At 67.4% G+C, this 15,260-nt stretch carries 17 protein-coding genes and 1 tRNA gene; 11 read left to right on the forward strand and 7 right to left on the reverse strand.

What is annotated here, in order from left to right; genetic code table 11:
* A partial coding sequence (locus DQP57_RS04635; protein WP_240631677.1) for a 5-formyltetrahydrofolate cyclo-ligase occupies positions 1–326 on the reverse strand: 326 nt, incomplete at its 3' end.
* A 76-nt stretch (positions 327–402) separates the two neighbouring features.
* On the opposite strand from DQP57_RS04635, the gene DQP57_RS04640 reads away from it, so the two are divergent.
* The 5 genes from DQP57_RS04640 to DQP57_RS04660 all read left to right on the forward strand — a co-directional run bounded on the left by DQP57_RS04640 (position 403) and on the right by DQP57_RS04660 (position 4,800).
* On the forward strand, positions 403–1,314 hold the full coding sequence (locus DQP57_RS04640) for a UTP--glucose-1-phosphate uridylyltransferase (protein WP_112631881.1): 912 nt from the start codon (positions 403–405) through the stop codon (positions 1,312–1,314).
* Positions 1,315–1,440: 126 nt separating this feature from the next.
* Positions 1,441–2,730 carry a molybdotransferase-like divisome protein Glp gene (glp, locus tag DQP57_RS04645; RefSeq protein WP_112631882.1) on the forward strand — a complete coding sequence of 430 codons (1,290 nt, stop codon included), beginning with the start codon at positions 1,441–1,443 and terminating at the stop codon, positions 2,728–2,730.
* 20 nt (positions 2,731–2,750) lie between these two features.
* Positions 2,751–3,404: a GNAT family N-acetyltransferase gene (locus DQP57_RS04650; protein ID WP_205869036.1), complete on the forward strand. Its 654-nt coding sequence runs from the start codon at positions 2,751–2,753 to the stop codon at positions 3,402–3,404.
* Positions 3,405–3,618: 214 nt separating this feature from the next.
* Entirely contained in the window at positions 3,619–4,674 is a 1,056-nt protein-coding gene (gene sepX / locus DQP57_RS04655) for a divisome protein SepX/GlpR (protein WP_112631884.1), read from the forward strand.
* Positions 4,675–4,724: 50 nt separating this feature from the next.
* Positions 4,725–4,800 (forward strand) — tRNA-Ala (locus tag DQP57_RS04660).
* A 44-nt stretch (positions 4,801–4,844) separates the two neighbouring features.
* Here DQP57_RS04660 and DQP57_RS04665 read toward each other — a convergent pair.
* The 6 genes from DQP57_RS04665 to DQP57_RS04690 all read right to left on the reverse strand — a co-directional run bounded on the left by DQP57_RS04665 (position 4,845) and on the right by DQP57_RS04690 (position 9,112).
* Positions 4,845–5,705, reverse strand: a complete 861-nt coding sequence (locus DQP57_RS04665; RefSeq protein WP_112631885.1) for an alpha/beta fold hydrolase — start codon at positions 5,703–5,705, stop codon at positions 4,845–4,847.
* Between the two features lie 11 nt (positions 5,706–5,716).
* Positions 5,717–6,118: a nuclear transport factor 2 family protein gene (locus tag DQP57_RS04670; protein WP_112631886.1), complete on the reverse strand. Its 402-nt coding sequence runs from the start codon at positions 6,116–6,118 to the stop codon at positions 5,717–5,719.
* A gap of 11 nt (positions 6,119–6,129) precedes the next feature.
* Entirely contained in the window at positions 6,130–6,855 is a 726-nt protein-coding gene (locus tag DQP57_RS04675) for a helix-turn-helix transcriptional regulator (RefSeq protein WP_112631887.1), read from the reverse strand.
* A 173-nt stretch (positions 6,856–7,028) separates the two neighbouring features.
* Entirely contained in the window at positions 7,029–7,718 is a 690-nt protein-coding gene (locus DQP57_RS04680; protein WP_112631888.1) for a sterol desaturase family protein, read from the reverse strand.
* Positions 7,715–8,449, reverse strand: coding sequence for a FadR/GntR family transcriptional regulator (locus tag DQP57_RS04685; protein ID WP_112631889.1), 735 nt, complete (start codon positions 8,447–8,449; stop codon positions 7,715–7,717). Before DQP57_RS04685 ends, DQP57_RS04680 begins: the two co-directional genes overlap by 4 nt.
* A 51-nt stretch (positions 8,450–8,500) precedes the next feature.
* A complete protein-coding gene (locus tag DQP57_RS04690) occupies positions 8,501–9,112 on the reverse strand; it encodes a TetR/AcrR family transcriptional regulator (protein WP_112631995.1) in 612 nt (203 codons plus the stop codon).
* Positions 9,113–9,170: 58 nt separating this feature from the next.
* On the opposite strand from DQP57_RS04690, the gene DQP57_RS04695 reads away from it, so the two are divergent.
* From DQP57_RS04695 to DQP57_RS04720, 6 genes are all read left to right on the forward strand, one after another.
* Complete coding sequence (locus DQP57_RS04695; protein ID WP_112631890.1) at positions 9,171–10,367, forward strand: aromatic ring-hydroxylating oxygenase subunit alpha; 1,197 nt, start codon at positions 9,171–9,173, stop codon at positions 10,365–10,367.
* Positions 10,368–10,446: 79 nt separating this feature from the next.
* A complete protein-coding gene (locus DQP57_RS04700; RefSeq protein WP_112631891.1) occupies positions 10,447–11,580 on the forward strand; it encodes a M28 family peptidase in 1,134 nt (377 codons plus the stop codon).
* A gap of 152 nt (positions 11,581–11,732) precedes the next feature.
* Complete coding sequence (locus DQP57_RS04705; protein ID WP_112631892.1) at positions 11,733–12,749, forward strand: GHMP kinase; 1,017 nt, start codon at positions 11,733–11,735, stop codon at positions 12,747–12,749.
* A complete protein-coding gene (locus DQP57_RS04710) occupies positions 12,737–13,354 on the forward strand; it encodes a D-sedoheptulose-7-phosphate isomerase (RefSeq protein ID WP_205869037.1) in 618 nt (205 codons plus the stop codon). Before DQP57_RS04705 ends, DQP57_RS04710 begins: the two co-directional genes overlap by 13 nt.
* 8 nt (positions 13,355–13,362) lie before the next feature.
* Positions 13,363–13,917, forward strand: a complete 555-nt coding sequence (locus DQP57_RS04715) for a D-glycero-alpha-D-manno-heptose-1,7-bisphosphate 7-phosphatase (protein WP_112631893.1) — start codon at positions 13,363–13,365, stop codon at positions 13,915–13,917.
* A gap of 224 nt (positions 13,918–14,141) precedes the next feature.
* Positions 14,142–15,092, forward strand: a complete 951-nt coding sequence (locus DQP57_RS04720) for a GNAT family N-acetyltransferase (protein WP_112631997.1) — start codon at positions 14,142–14,144, stop codon at positions 15,090–15,092.
* The last annotated feature ends 168 nt before the right edge of the window (positions 15,093–15,260 follow it).

Consider the following 15,260-nt stretch of genomic DNA (forward strand, 5'->3'; position numbering starts at 1 on the left):
AGCAACCCCCACCGCCCGGTGGTCAGCGTGCCGGGCCGGTATTCGCCCCAGGACAACGGCAGGGGGGTGTCGTCGGCGGCGGTGCGCGCGACCGGCAACAGCACCCGCCCGGTGCGTCGTAGCAACGTGTCCAGCATCGCGGCCGAGCCCGGCTCGGTGCCCACCGGCACGTAGGCGCACACGGTACTGCCGCTGGTCACGATGCTTTCCAGGGTTTCCAGCCGCTCGCACAGCTGCCGGGCCTCGATGGCGCGAACGTCGTCTGCAACGCGGCGCCGGGCGGCAAGCAGCTGGTCGCGCAGCGCGGCTTTGCCCGTGGTCGCCATCCGTCAACCATGACAGCCAGGTCTTTCCCCGCGCCACATCGACTCGCCTGAGTGGATGCGGGTTATCGTGTGAACAATGTCAAGCCCAAACGTGGTGGTGCCACGCACTGCGGTCGTGCCCGCCGCCGGTCTAGGGACGCGCTTCTTGCCGGCGACCAAAACGGTCCCCAAGGAGCTGTTGCCGGTTGTCGATACGCCGGGCATCGAGCTGGTCGCCGCCGAGGCGGCCGAGGCCGGTGCCGAGCGCTTGGTGATCATCACCTCGGAGGGCAAGGACGGCGTCGTCGCGCACTTCGTCGAAGACCTGGTGCTGGAAAGCACGCTGGAGGAGCGCGGCAAGACCGCGATGCTCGACAAGGTCCGCCGTGCGCCGCAGCTGATCAAGGTCGAGTCCGTGGTACAGAGCGAGCCGCTGGGCCTGGGGCACGCGATCGGCTGCGTAGAGTCGCGGCTGGCCGATGACGAGGACGCCGTGGCGGTGCTGCTGCCCGACGACCTGGTGCTGCCGACCGGTGTGCTCGGGACGATGTCGAAGGTGCGGGCGCACTACGGCGGCACGGTGTTGTGCGCCATCGAGGTGACGCCCGAAGAGGTCAGTGCCTACGGGGTTTTCGACGTCGAACCGATTCCCGACGACGACAATCCCGACGTGCTCAGGGTCAACGGCATGGTCGAGAAGCCGAAGACCGAGGACGCCCCGTCGCTGTTCGCCGCGGCCGGTCGCTACGTGCTGGACCGGGCGATCTTCGATGCGTTGCGCCGCATCGAGCGCGGGGCAGGCGGCGAGGTACAACTCACCGACGGCATCGCGCTGCTGATCGCGGAGGGCCACCCGGTGCACGTGGTCGTGCATCGCGGATCTCGACACGACTTGGGAAATCCCGGCGGCTACCTCAAGGCTGCGGTTGACTTTGCATTGGATCGTGACGACTACGGCCCGGAATTGCGGCAGTGGTTGGTGGCGCGATTGGGCCTGGCCGAGCAGTAGCCGGCCGGCAACCCGGCCGACGGACGACGGCGGGCCGGTGAACGCGTAGCGGTCCCGGGCGGGGATGCCCCGCCCGCGCAGTGAGCGGGTCGCCCGATACGCGGCTCGACGGCAGAGAGGCGCGCTGTGCGTTCGGTGGAAGAGCAGCAGGCCCGGATCACGGCGGCCGCGGTGGCCCCGCGACCGATACGTGTGGCGATCGCCGAGGCGCAGGGATTGATGTGCGCCGAGGAAGTGGTGACCGAACGCCCGATGCCCGGCTTCGATCAGGCCGCGATCGACGGCTACGCGGTGCGCAGCGTCGACGTCCTCGGCGTCGGCGAGGTGGGCAGCGAAAGCCTTCCCGAGCCCTTCGACGACTCCGGCGAGAATGACCGACGCGAGGGCCTGGTGCTGCCGGTGATGGGCATCGTCGAGGCCGGCTCGCGCACCCCCAGCCGGTTGCAGCCGCGCCAGGCCGTGCGCGTGCAAACCGGAGCCCCGCTGCCCACGCTCGCCGACGCGGTCCTGCCGTTGCGGTGGACCGACGGCGGCACGCAGCGGGTGCGGATCCTGCGGGGCGCCCCGTCGGGCGCCTACGTGCGCCGCGCCGGCGACGACGTCCAGCCGGGCGACGTGGCCGTGCGCTCCGGGACGGTCATCGGTGCGGCGCAGGTCGGGCTGCTGGCCGCGGTCGGCCGCGAACGGGTCCTGGTCCACCCGCGCCCGCGGGTGACGATCATGGCGCTAGGTGGCGAGCTCGTCGACATCTCGCGCACCCCGGGCAACGGGCAGGTCTACGACGTCAACTCCTACGCGCTGGCGGCCGCCGCCCGCGATGCCGGTGCGGAGGTCAACCGCGTCGGGATCGTCGGCGGGGGCCCGCGCGAGCTGCGCGAGATCGTCGAGGGCCAGATCAACCGCGCCGAGGTGATCGTGATCGCGGGCGCGGTCGGCGGTGCCGCGGCCGAGGCGGTGCGACAGGTGCTGTCCGAGCTGGGCGAGATAGAGGTGGTGCGGGTCGGCATGCATCCGGGATCCATCCAGGGTTTCGGGCAGCTGGGCCGCGAGGGTGTCCCGACGTTCCTGTTGCCGGCCAACCCGGTGAGCGCGCTGGTGGTGTTCGAGGTGATGGTCCGTCCGCTGATCCGGTTGTCGCTCGGCAAGCGTCAGCCGATGCGTCGCATCGTGCAGGCGCGCACGCTGTCGCCCATCACGTCGGTGGCCGGACGCAAGGGGTTCTTGCGCGGCCAGCTGATGCGCGACCAGGAGAGCGGGGAGTATCTGGTGCAGGCGCTCGGCGGCGCGCCGGGTGCGTCATCGCACCTGCTGGCCACCCTCGCCGAAGCGAACTGTCTGGTGGTGGTGCCCAGCGGCGCCGAGCAGATTCGCACGGGCGAGATCGTCGACGTCGCCTTCCTGGCTCAGCGCGGCTGAGCGAAACGGCTGCACGCACGGTGAACCTGTTGCGCTCCAATTCCCGCCATCCAGGATGGCCCATGAGCGTTGGGCCCCTTCGGGTTCCGGCCGGCGTGGTCCGGTTGCGGGCGGTGCGGCTGCGCGATGGCGCGCAGTGGAGCCGCATCCGGCTGACCGATCGTGCGCACCTGGAACCGTGGGAGCCCAGCTCCGAGGGTGACTGGACCGCCCGGCACGCGGTGGCCGCCTGGCCGGCGCTGTGTTCGGGTCTGCGCGCCGAGGCGCGGCAGGGGCGCATGCTGCCCTACGTCATCGAACTCGACGGTCGGTTCTGCGGCCAGCTGACCATCGGCAATGTCACCCACGGGGCGTTGCGGTCGGCGTGGATCGGCTATTGGGTGCCGCGGTCGGCCACCGGCGGCGGCGTGGCCACCGCGGCGCTGGCGCTGGGGCTGGACCACTGCTTTGGCCCGGTCATGTTGCATCGGGTGGAGGCCACCGTGCGTCCGGAGAACGCGGCGAGCCGGGCCGTGCTGGCAAAGGTGGGGTTCCGCCAGGAGGGCCTGCTGCAGCGCTACCTGGAGGTCGACAAGGCGTGGCGAGACCACCTGCTGATGGCTATCACCGTCGAAGAGGTCAGCGGATCGGTGGTATCGACGCTGGTCCGCGCCGGTAACGCCAGCTGGGTGTGACCGGCGCTCTCGCTAGATCGCCCGGCTTTCGTCGCCCCGCCTGGACTCGCCGCGAGTCCAAGTCGTTGCCATTCTGGGACTAGCGCGACACGAGTGACTCGTGGTGCTTGTGAGAGGCAAATTACAGGTGTGTAATTGTCCTGGTCGTTACGACCGGGCCGCGTTGGCCACCAGTGGCTTCGCGGGGGATGGACACCGAAGAGAGCAGGTCATCATGCCAAGCATCCCGCAGTCATTGTTGTGGATATCGCTCGTGGTGCTATGGCTGTTCGTCTTGGTGCCGATGCTGGTGAGCAAACGCGACGCGGTGCGGCGCACCAGCGACGTGGCTTTGGCGACCCGCGTGCTCAACGGCGGGGCCAACTCCCGGCTGATCAAGCGCAGCGGACCGGCCGCCGGACACCGCAGCGATCCCAACTGGACGCCACCGGAAGACTCGGCCGACACCGACCTCGACGACGAGCGCGACCTCGCCGACGATGACGACCACGAATCCGACGACGCCGATACCGATGAGCTGAGCCGCCGCCGCCCGGTCGTGATGAAAATGGCCGTCGCCGAGGCCACCGAACCCGACTACCTCGACGTCGACGTCGTCGAGGATTCCCACGTCCTCGCGGCGGGGGCGGCAGAGTCCGCCGCCGAGGACGAGACGGCGGACATCGAGCCCGTCAAGGACGACGAGGCCGACACCGAGGCCGTGGCCCAACGTGACGACGCCGACGAGGACAGCTACGAATACGTCGACGACTCTTCCGGTCTGGAGCCCCCAGCCGACGAGTCCGACGAACCCGACGCGGACGCGCCGGCGCTGCTGCCGCGCCAAGCCTCGCGGCGGCGCCGGTTCGACAACAAGACCGCCGCCGCGGTCAGCGCCCGCAAGTACGCCTTCCGCAAGAAGGTCCTGATGGTGATGGCGGTTGTGCTGGTCGGCTCGGCCACCGCGGCCTTCAAGATCTCGCCGAGCGCCTGGTGGGTGTGCGGCACCGCCACCGCGATCACCCTGATGTACCTCGGTTACCTGCGGCGCCAGACGCGCATCGAGGAGCGGGTGCGCCACCGCCGGATGAAGCGGATGGCGCGGGCGCGGCTGGGCGTGGAGAACGCCTACGACCGCGACTACGACGTGGTCCCCTCGCGGCTGCGGCGCCCGGGCGCGGTGGTCCTGGAGATCGACGACGAGGACCCCGTCTTCGAGCACCTGGACTACGCGATGGCGATGCGGACCTTCGGTTGGCCCAGGGACCTGCCGCGCGCCGTCGGCGAATAGCGCGGGCGGTTCGGCAGTTGGTGCCGCGGCTGGTAGCCTGCTAGCGGTCAGGGGCTATGGCGCAGTTGGTAGCGCGACTCGTTCGCATCGAGTAGGTCAGGGGTTCGATTCCCCTTAGCTCCACCACAACAGGTTCTTTCGGGCGCTGATTGTCGAGCGGTCGTTCGACCCTAGCCGTCTGTGCAGATTCCTTTGAGAAAGTCGTCCACAGCGCCGTTGAACAGGCCGGGACTTTCGAGTGCTGACAGATGGGCCGTTCCAGGAAGCACGACAAACCTGCTGCCGCGTATAGCGGACGCAACAGCTCGCCCCGTGGCCACAGAGAACTGACGGTCTTCCTCTCCGGCGATGACGAGAACCGGCACGTTGTCGATGGCACGTAGTTGTGCGTGCGTGTCGTCGCGTCCGAGCAGGATGCTCCTCATTTGCAGGGCCATGGATTTGGGGTTCTCGTCCAACACGCATCGGAGCAGGTCGAGGAAGTGTCGCTTGCTCTTCCGGGCAGTCTTGCCCGCGAAGCTTGACTGGGTGACCGCTACGAACCATCTGGGCGTGGTGGCATGAAGCCCAAGGAGCGCGATAAGAGGGGTCAGTTTGATCTTGTCGATTGTGCTTGCGGCAGAAGCGGTTCCGTTGGCCGCCACCGACCCGAATAGCCGTTCTGGATGTTGCGCGGCGAATACTCCGGCAACGATTGCACCCCAGCTGTTACCGACGAAAAGGCATTTGTCGATGAACAACTCATCGAGGAGTTCGACGAGGCAGTCCGCGCTCTGCTTGAGCGTGATGGTGTCGGTGAGCGGGGTCGATCTCCCGATACCGGGCGGGTCTATGAGAACCAGGCGATGGGTGGGGGCGTAGTGCTGATACTGATAACGCCACATCGACCCGGTCATCAGCAGGCTCGGCCAGAACACTATCGCCGGACCGTCCTGGCGCCCGCCGATTCTGACGTTGATCGACCCGAGGGTAGTCGCTATCAACCTTTCCTCCGAGCCGTGTGACCAGTCTTCATCGATGTTCGATGCCATGAGTACTTTCCTTAAGCTGGAAATTCGTTGCCGAACATCGGCATTCCGCTCTTGGACTCTTCTCGGGTGACTTCGTCCTGGAGCACCTCCCAGTGCTCGGTCAACCGGTTGTCTTCGATGCGGATGATGTTGGCCATGACGATCGCCTTAGCCAGCCCCGGGCCGGAGAACCGACCGTGGACCAAGACGAAATCCCGGTCGGCGGCAATGACGTGGTGTTCATACTTGACGGTCAGGGGCAGGGCAGCGACGTGAGCGAACAGACCGTCGCGGCCTGGGGGGATGACCGCGCTGTGTTGGATGTAGTTGGGCGACCAGTAATGCTCAGCCGTCTGAAAGTCGTGTCGGTTGAACAGTGCGTCGAACGCCTCTAGAACGAGTTGGGCGTGCTGGTCCTCTTCGTCTGTGCTCATGGAACGAGCATCTAGCAGTGTTGCGACACCGTACTGTCGGAGTTTCCGAGCGGATTCAGAAATTCGACTTCGTATCCGCGTGCCGCAAGGGCCAGATCGACGTCACGCTGAGGCATGGGTTCGGCCGACACCTCGGCCGAGCGGATGCGGTCCATGCGAAAGGTCCGCATTTCTTCGCGAAGCCGGCACCATGCGACCAGATACCAACTTTGCCCTCCGAGAAACCCGACGGGCTCGACCTCGCGGACAGACACGGCACCGTTCGTGTCTCCGTATTCGACGCGCAGCACCCGCCGATGGCGCAACGCCCATTGCACCGCGCGCGGTACCGAATTTACTTCGCTGTGGCAGTTCATCAGGCCGACCGGAGTCGAACACGCGCCAATGTCGCGACGTCCCGCCTCGCCCAACGAACCCACGATCTTGCTCAACGCACCCTTGCCCGCTTCGGCGAATGGAGTGTCGGCGAGACCGGCCACAGCTACAGCGAGTGCAGTCACCTCCGCTGCATCGAGCGAGGGCGCAGCGAACGTGGCGTGGCTGTCGAGTATCCAACCGCCGGAGCGACCGGCCTGGGTGTAGAGCGGGACACCCGCCTGCAGCAGTCCGTCCAGGTCGCGCTCGATGGTGCGGGTGCTGACTTCGAACCGCTCCGCCAACCATCGCGCGCTACGCGGGCGCGGCGACGATGCGCGTAGTTCCTCGACAATTGCGTACCAACGTTCTGTCTTGGTCATCCCGCTGAACCCTCCGAGTTAGTCGCGACCGTACTACCGGGGACTGACACACCGGGGACACTGCATCAGGAGCAGGCAGACGCCCGGGGGGGACGCGATCCGCAACCAGGCGATGCGCGCGGAGGAGTGGCTCGACCCAATGTTGTCCTCTAGCAACAGGACAGAGTCGTCGTCTAGGGACGAACCGAGGCGAGCGCGGCGGTCGAGGGCCCACCGGCGCCGTGGAGATTCTTGGCGGTCGGGGAGGTCGGTACCGTCGCCTGATCCGGGTACGTGCCGAGCAGCCGGTCCGCGGTTCCGCTGCTGGTGACGGTGAACCAATAGTGCTCGTTTTTGAAGTGGTGCCGTCGATGGTTACGCCAGATCGACCGGTACACACCGCTTTTCGCCTTGTAATCAGTGTGGATGAGGTAATGCGTCCACTCGTAGACCAGCCCGAGTGCGGTCAAGAAGACCAGGTACGTGAGCCCGAGTCCGAGCCGGGGGAACGCGACCAACGCGACCGCGACGGCCGTCGGGATCAGCCACAGCAACGTCTGCCACGGCATGAAGATGAGCTCGACTCTGCGCGGCTCGCCGTGGTGTTCCCGGTGTTTGCGCGCCAGCAACGGATCCACGACGAAGCGACCGACGCGGCGCGGCCGCCAGTGCAGGATCGCGACGTGGATGACCCACTCGAAAACCGGAAACGCCGCGACCATGAGTACGGGCAGCGCGGCATCGGTGAGCCGCCAGTCGCCGACGACGATCCGGGCGGCCAGCGCGGCGGCCAACGTCAGCGCCAGACCCCAGGGGGAGGGGTGGCGCCAAAACTCCCGGCCGGCCGCGGACAGGGTGAGGTTGCTGCGTGCGGGTGATGTCATCGCTGTTCATCCAAGCCAGATAGGGCGGTGAGCAGGCCGCGGGTGGCCGGCTCGAGCAGGTCGGCCGCGGCGCGGTGGGCGCCCGCCGGATCACCGGCGGCGATCGCGCGCGCCACCCGCCGGTACAGCTCGGGGCGATTGACCTCGGCGGCCATCACCGTGTTGAGCGCCGGCAGTGCGGGTTCGTAGGTGGCACGCAGCGTGTTGAACATCAACCGGAAGACGATGGAGTCGGCCGCGTCGACGACGAGGTCCCAGAAGGTCAGCGCGGCGCGTTGCCGTTCCGTCGGATCCTGTTCGGCGGCCAGCGCGTCCACGGCGGCATCGAGCACGTCGGCCGCCCGCGCACCGCTGCGTTCGGCGGCCAGTTCGGCGACTTTGGGGCCGTTGTGCAGCCGGGTCTCCAAGATGCTGCGCACGACGGCCACGTCCAGCTCGTCGGCTTGATCCCCGCCACGGATCAACAACCGGGGCAGCAGGTCCAGCCCCGCGTGACGGCGGTAGTCCCGCACGGTGGTGGCGTCGCCCTGCCGAACCTCGACTAGACCGGCGGCGGTCAGGCGCTTGAGCGCCTCACGAACCACCGGTCGCGAGACCCCCAGCACCTCGGCGAGTTTGCGCTCGCTGGGCAGCGTCTCGCCGGGCGCGAGTTCACCACTGAGCACGTCGGACATGATCTGCTCGAAGACGTGTTCGGGTACCGATTGCCGGGTCACCGGGCGCAGGGCCATGTCCCCACCCTGCCGGTTAATTGGCCAGACGTCAAGTGGTCAGACCAGTTGCTAGACGCCGTGGGCGACTCTATGTGCGCGGACCGACGGCGCGATCCAGTCCTCCAGGAACCGTCGCAGCTCGCGGCCGGCGCGCGGCGGACGGCCGGGATCGACGATCAGGGACTGCAGCATGCGCAGCATGATCTCGACCAGTTCGTCGAGCCCGCGCCCGGCGAAACCGGCCGCGGCCCAATCGACGCCGAACCGCTGCAGGATCGACCGGCCGAACCCGATGGCCACGTCCGAGGTCACCCCCGCGGTGAACGCGCTGGCCTTGCCGGGCTGGAATACCAGACTCAGGTACGTGTCATGCGCGAGTTGCTCGAACGTGTAGGCGATGCCCTCGACCACCGCTTCGGTGGGATCGGTGATCGAACCCAGTTGCGCCGCAAGGCGATCCAGAAATCCGTCGACGGAGGACAACGCCGTGGCACCCAGCAGCGCCTCATGGTTGGGGAAGTACCGGTAGATCGTCTGCCGCGTTACCCCGAGCGTCGATGCGACCTCGGAGACGCTCACCGTCCCGCGCGCGTCGATGGCAGCGCGCGTCGCGGCGAGTATGCGCGCGACGGCCTCGTCATCGTCCGCCGGGATGTCACCCGACCAGCCATGCCGGCGCATGGCGTGATCGTCGCACACGTCGGTGCCCGATCTTGACAATACAAACGATGGTGATTGTATGGTCCGGAGGGTTGGACCGGAGGAGGCCAGGGTGACGACGTTCGACCGACCGGTGCGCGGCACCGACGAGACGCTGACGCGGCGAGGCCTGCGGCATGCCCTGGACAAGACCACCGATCTGGCCGAACGGGAACTGCGGGTGCCGCTGCACTATTACCGCGATCCCAAGATCACCGAGATCGAGGAAGCGCAGATCCTGCGCCGGGTGCCGCTGGCCATCGTCCCGTCGGCGCAGCTGCCGAACAAGAACGACTACGTGGTGCGTTCGGTGCTGGGCGATTCACTGCTGATCACCCGCGACCGCACCGGCGCCAGCCACGTCTTGCTCAACTACTGCCGGCACCGCGGCGCGATGCCGGCCTGCGGCTCGGGCAACGCCTCGCGGTTCGTCTGCCCGTATCACGCCTGGACCTACCGCAACACCGGCGAATTGTTCACGGTCCCGGGCAAAGCCGGCTTCGATTCGATGGACACCAAGGATTACGGGCTGGTGGAACTGCCCTGCGAGGAGCGGCACGGCTTCATCTGGGCGGTGCTGACCGCCGACGCGACCATCGATCTCGACGCACACCTGGGCGACTTCGGAGCCGAACTGGCGCTGTGGAACTACCAGGCCTACGGCTATCACACGCAGCGCGAATTCACCTCCGAGGTGTCCTGGAAGGGGGCACTGGAAGCGTTCGCCGAGGGATACCACTTTCCCTACGTGCACGGCCAGAGCCTCATCGGGCAGAACACGCTGGCCAACACGATGGTCTACGACGAGTTCGGCAAGCATCACCGGATCGGCTTTCCGTTCACCTGGATCACCAACGCCGATCCCACGGCGCCGCTGGACCCGGTGGCGAACATGGGGGTGATCTATTGGGTATATCCGAACCTCATCCTGGCCAATAGCCCGGTGGGGGTCGAGATCATCGACATGTTGCCCGCGGGTGCGCCGACCCGGTGCACGGTCCGCCACAGTTGGATGGGCCGCATCCCGGCCACCAACGACGAGATGAGAGCCGCGTACGACGCGGTCTTCGAAGGCGTCCACGCGGCCGTGCGAGACGAGGACTTCGCCATGCTGCCCCAGTGCGGCGAGGGCGTCCGGCACGGCCAGCACGACCACATGATCATCGGGCGCAACGAGATCGCCGTACAACACATGATCCGGGTGTTCGCCCAAGAACTGGGCGTTGCGCTGGGCTAAGAGTGTCGCCGTCGTTTGCGTGGGTACGCGCAGGCCGCCGCGGGTACTGATCCTCTGAACCCACGATGGAGAGGACCTGATGGCGCATCGCGACCGCGACTCAACCGACGAATTGCTGGAAGAGCTTTTGTTGACCTACGGGCCATGCGGGCAGGAGGACGCCGTACGCGAAGTCATCGCCCGTGAACTGCAACCCCTGGTCGACGACATGTGGACCGATGACGCCGGCAACCTGATCGGATATGTCGCCGCCGCCCCGTCGGCCGGCGATGGCGGGACGCCCACCCATCGCCACCGCACCGAGGCCATCCCCGGAACCGCTACACGGGTCATGGCGCACATGGACGAACTGTCGATGATCGTCAAGCGCGTAGAGTCCGACGGCACATTGCATTTGACGCAGCTGGGCACCATGTATCCCGGAAACTTCGGCCTGGGTCCGGTCGCGGTCCTCGGCGACAACGAAACCCTCACGGCCGTACTGACTCTCGGGTCCGAGCACACCACCCAGGAAAGCTCGCGGATCTGGGAGACCAAGCCCGATCAGGGCGACCGCGCGCTGGACTGGGATCACGTCTACGTCTTCACCGGCCGCACCGCCGACGAGTTGACCGCCGCGGGAGTGCACGCCGGCACCCGAGTCTGCACGCACCGCAGCAAGAGATCGGTGGTCGAGATCGGCGACTACGTCGGCGCCTACTTCCTCGACGACCGCGCCGCGGTGACCGCACTGCTGAACGCCGCGCGGCTGCTGCGTGAACGCCAACATCGGCCCGCCGACGACGTCTACCTGGTCTTCACCACCAACGAAGAGATCGGCGGCGTGGGGGGCACCTACGCCAGCGCCACCCTGCCGGGTGACCTCACCCTCGCGCTGGAAGTCGGCCCCACCGAACACGAATACACCACCAGCGTTACGGGCGGGCCGATCATTGGCTACAGCGACGCACTGTGCGTGTACGACAGGAGCGTCGCCGATCGGCTGCTCAAAATCGCCACCGACCGCGAGCTGTCACCACAGGCCGCCGCGCTGGGCGCCTTCGAATCCGATGCCTCGCACTCGAAGGCCAACGGGCTGACCGCGCGCGCCGGTCTGCTGTGCCTGCCCACGCTGAGCACCCACGGCTACGAGGTCATCGCCCGCCACGCGATCGACGACATGGCCGCGATCGTGGTCGATTTCGTGCTGGAGCCCAGCCAAAAGAAGTCCTGAAAACACCGCGATCGTGCTGGTCAGCCTGTTAGGCTGGCGACGCTTCACCGACCCCAGACGATGGGATTAGCACGTGGCGGGCGTGGCCTCTCGGATGTCGCCGACACACCGCGCGTCCACCCGTTGAGCGCATCACCCGAAAGCGAATCCCCATGACACGTCCCCGAATCCGCGCACGGGCGCCGCTGCGGATCTCGTTCGCTGGGGGCGGCACCGACGTGCCGCCCTTCCCGACGACCGAGGGCGGCTGCGTCCTGTCGGCCACCATCGACCGCTACGCCCAGGGATCGCTGGTGCCGCGCACCGACCGCCGGGTCAGCATCGAATCGGTGGACTTCAAGACCACCCACGAGATGACGCTCGACAGCGAGATCCTTTACGACGGCAGCCTCGATCTGATCAAGGCCGCGGTGCGCAGATTCGGCCGCGACGGCACGGACGGCTACGACCTGGTGCTGCGGTCCAGCGCGCCACCGGGTTCCGGGCTGGGCTCGTCGTCGACGATGATGGTCGCCCTCACCGGCCTGCTCGCCGAGCATTACCGGGTACCGATGGGCGAATACGAGACCGCCCAGCTGGCGTGCGCCATCGAACGTGAGGACCTGGGCATCGCGGGCGGCATGCAGGACATGTACGCCGCGACCTTCGGCGGCTTCAACTTCATCGAGTTCACCGACCGCGTGATCGTCAACCCCCTGCGGATCCGCGACGAAACGGCGTTCGAACTCGAACTGAGCCTGCTGCTGTGCTACACCGGCATCACGCGTGACTCCGCGCGGGTGATCGAGGACCAAACCCGGCGCGCCACAACGGGTTCGGATGACACCCTGGCCGGACTGCGTGCCCAGAAGGATCTGGCGGTGGCGATGAAGGCGGCGCTGCTGACCGGCAAACTGAACGATTTCGGTGCGCTGCTCGGCGAAGCGTGGACGCACAAGAAGCGGATGTCGCCCTACATCACCAACGAGCGCATCGACGATCTCTACGACCTTGCGCTCAAGAACGGGGCGCTGGGCGGCAAGCTCACCGGAGCCGGTGGCGGGGGATACATCCTGCTGTTCTGTGACTTCGCCAAGAAACACCGCCTCATCGAAGCGCTCGAGGGCGCCGGGGCCACCATCACCGAATTCGCCTTTGAAAGCAAGGGATTGACAACATGGTCGGCATGACCGAGCCGGATGTCGTCTCGCCGAGCGTCGAGCTGGTCCAGCAGCGGCTGGCCGAGACGATCGCGGTCAAGCAACAAATGCAGCGGGGTGATTTCGCCGCGCAGACCGTCGAGGTGGCGCGCGTGATCATCGGTGCACTGCGCGCCGGCGGGAAGGTGATCTTTTTCGGCAACGGTGGTTCTGCGCAGGACGCCGGACATTTGGCGGCGGAACTGATGGGCCGCTTCGCTTTTGACCGGCCCGGGCTGGCGGCGATCAGCCTTCCCGACGCCACGGCGGCCATGACGGCGATCGGCAACGACTATTCCTACGACGAGGTGTTCGCCCGCCAGGTGCTCGCCGCCGGGCGTCCCGGAGACGTGGTGGTCGGACTGACGACGTCGGGCAACTCGCCGAACGTCGTTCGTGCGCTCGAGGTGGCCGGCCAGGCGGGCATGACGACCGTCACTCTGACCGGCGCGCACGGCGGCAAGGTGGCCGACGTCGCCGATATCTGCATCCGGGTGCCCAGCCACGACACCGGGCGCATCCAGGAGGCGTGCCTGCACCTGGGCCACTCCATCTGCGAAATGGTCGAAGCGGCACTGTTTCCCAGGCCGTCCTGACATCGACGATGCCCGCACCCGATCTGCGCGATGTGCGCACCGTCTTTCTGGACCGCGACGGCACCATCAACGTCAAGGCCGCCGAGGGCGAATACATCAGATCGCCGGACGAGTTGGTACTGCTGCCGGGCGCGGCCAAGGCGGTGGCCGCCCTGAACGCCGCCGGTCTGCGAACAGTATTGGTGACCAACCAGCGGTGGCTCTCGGAAAAGCCCGCCGAACCAACACATTTCACAGCCATCCAGCAACGCCTGCAGGAACTGCTGGCGAGCGACGGCGCCCGGCTCGATGCCGCCTACCATTGCCCGCACGCGGCGAACAGCTGTGACTGCCGCAAGCCACTGGCCGGGATGTTGGTGCGCGCGGCGCAGGAGCACGATTTCGATCTGGCCGAGTCGGTGATGATCGGCGACGGGGACGCCGACGTGATGGCCGGCCGGGCGGCGGGAGCGGTGACCGTGCTGCTGCGCCCGGGCGGCGATGAGTCCGTCGACGCGGACTTTGTGGTCGACGATCTGGCGGCCGCGGTCGAACTGATTGTGGGCGCCCAAGCGGCGCGTTAGTGGTCATGAACGCCCGCGGATCCTTGCCGCGGCCGCAACCTGCTCATAACCTGGGCAACATCCGACCGCGGCCAGGTTTGTTCGGGCTGGTGCGGGAGACGACGGCAACCAGGCGGGCAGGTCATGGCATCACCGCGACGCACAGAGCGGTGTGGCGGCGCTGCGGGCGGCGGTCCATAGCGGTGGCCGGACTGACCGGCGCCCGGGTGGACGAGCTGGCGACGATGGACATCTTCAAGGGATGTCCGGCCGAAGACCTCGCCCCGCTGGCGGGCCGCCTGCAGCCGCTGCGCGCCGGACCCGGCCAGGTGCTGATGCGGCAGGGCGAGCAGGCCGTCTCGTTTCTGCTGATCTCCTCGGGTACCGCCGAGATCAAACACGTCGGCGACGACGGCGTCGTGATCGTCGAGCACGCATCCGCGGGCATGATCGTCGGCGAGATCGCCCTGCTGCGTGACATCCCCCGCACCGCGACGGTGACCACCGCCGAACCGCTGACCGGTTGGATCGGTGACACCGGGGCCTTCGCCAGCATGGTGCACATCCCCGGCATCACGCCGCGGCTGCTGCGCACCGTGCGCCAGCGGCTCGCCGCGTTCATCACGCCGATCCCGATCCGCGTTCGTGACGGCACACTGCTGCTGTTGCGCCCGGTGCTTCCCGGCGACAGCGAGCGCACCGTGCACGGGCACATCTACTTCTCCAGCGACACGCTGTATCGGCGCTTCATGACCCCGCGACTGCCCACCCCGGCATTGATGCACTACCTGTCCGAGGTCGACTACGTCGATCACTTCGTGTGGGTGGTCACCGACGGCAGCGACCCGGTGGCCGACGCGCGCTTCGTGCGCGACGCCAACGACCCGACGGTCGCCGAGATCGCCTTCACCGTCGCCGACGCCTATCAGGGCCGCGGCATCGGCACCTATTTGATCAGCGCGCTGTCGATCGCCGCCGAGATCGACGGGATCGAAAGGTTCTCCGCGCGAATGCTTTCCGACAATGGCCCGATGCGCGCGATCATGGATCGTTACGGCGCCGTCTGGCAGCGCGAAGACGTCGGCGTCATCACCACGGTGATCGACGTGCCCCACCCCCGCCATCTGCCGTTCCGCCGTGACGAGGTCGAACAGATCAAACGGGTGGCCCGCCAGGTGATCGAGGCCGTCGGCTGAGACCGGTGCCGTAGCGCTCCAGCTCCCGCGAGTCTGCGGACCATCAGGAGAGTTTCGAATCCGCCGGCGCGGTTGACGACGACGTCGTCCCCCCTAAGCCGGCGTGACGGAGGTTATTCCGACCGCCCTGCACGGGCGTGGGGGAGACGGCATGGCCGCGTCCTGTGC

It is taken from the genome of Mycobacterium colombiense (genome assembly GCF_003284935.1).
Taxonomy (GTDB): domain Bacteria; phylum Actinomycetota; class Actinomycetes; order Mycobacteriales; family Mycobacteriaceae; genus Mycobacterium; species Mycobacterium arosiense_A.

Coding starts and splice junctions, on each gene's coding strand:
- DQP57_RS04675 (WP_112631887.1), bottom strand. CDS start 6,855: ATGACCAAGACAGAACGTTGGTACGCAATTGTCGAGGAACTACGCGCA.
- DQP57_RS04685 (WP_112631889.1), bottom strand. CDS start 8,449: ATGGCCCTGCGCCCGGTGACCCGGCAATCGGTACCCGAACACGTCTTC.
- DQP57_RS04640 (WP_112631881.1), top strand. CDS start 403: ATGTCAAGCCCAAACGTGGTGGTGCCACGCACTGCGGTCGTGCCCGCC.
- sepX (WP_112631884.1), top strand. CDS start 3,619: ATGCCAAGCATCCCGCAGTCATTGTTGTGGATATCGCTCGTGGTGCTA.
- DQP57_RS04680 (WP_112631888.1), bottom strand. CDS start 7,718: ATGACATCACCCGCACGCAGCAACCTCACCCTGTCCGCGGCCGGCCGG.
- DQP57_RS04695 (WP_112631890.1), top strand. CDS start 9,171: ATGGTCCGGAGGGTTGGACCGGAGGAGGCCAGGGTGACGACGTTCGAC.
- DQP57_RS04670 (WP_112631886.1), bottom strand. CDS start 6,118: ATGAGCACAGACGAAGAGGACCAGCACGCCCAACTCGTTCTAGAGGCG.
- DQP57_RS04715 (WP_112631893.1), top strand. CDS start 13,363: ATGCCCGCACCCGATCTGCGCGATGTGCGCACCGTCTTTCTGGACCGC.
- DQP57_RS04665 (WP_112631885.1), bottom strand. CDS start 5,705: ATGGCATCGAACATCGATGAAGACTGGTCACACGGCTCGGAGGAAAGG.
- DQP57_RS04720 (WP_112631997.1), top strand. CDS start 14,142: ATGGACATCTTCAAGGGATGTCCGGCCGAAGACCTCGCCCCGCTGGCG.
- DQP57_RS04705 (WP_112631892.1), top strand. CDS start 11,733: ATGACACGTCCCCGAATCCGCGCACGGGCGCCGCTGCGGATCTCGTTC.
- DQP57_RS04690 (WP_112631995.1), bottom strand. CDS start 9,112: ATGCGCCGGCATGGCTGGTCGGGTGACATCCCGGCGGACGATGACGAG.
- DQP57_RS04700 (WP_112631891.1), top strand. CDS start 10,447: ATGGCGCATCGCGACCGCGACTCAACCGACGAATTGCTGGAAGAGCTT.
- DQP57_RS04710 (WP_205869037.1), top strand. CDS start 12,737: ATGGTCGGCATGACCGAGCCGGATGTCGTCTCGCCGAGCGTCGAGCTG.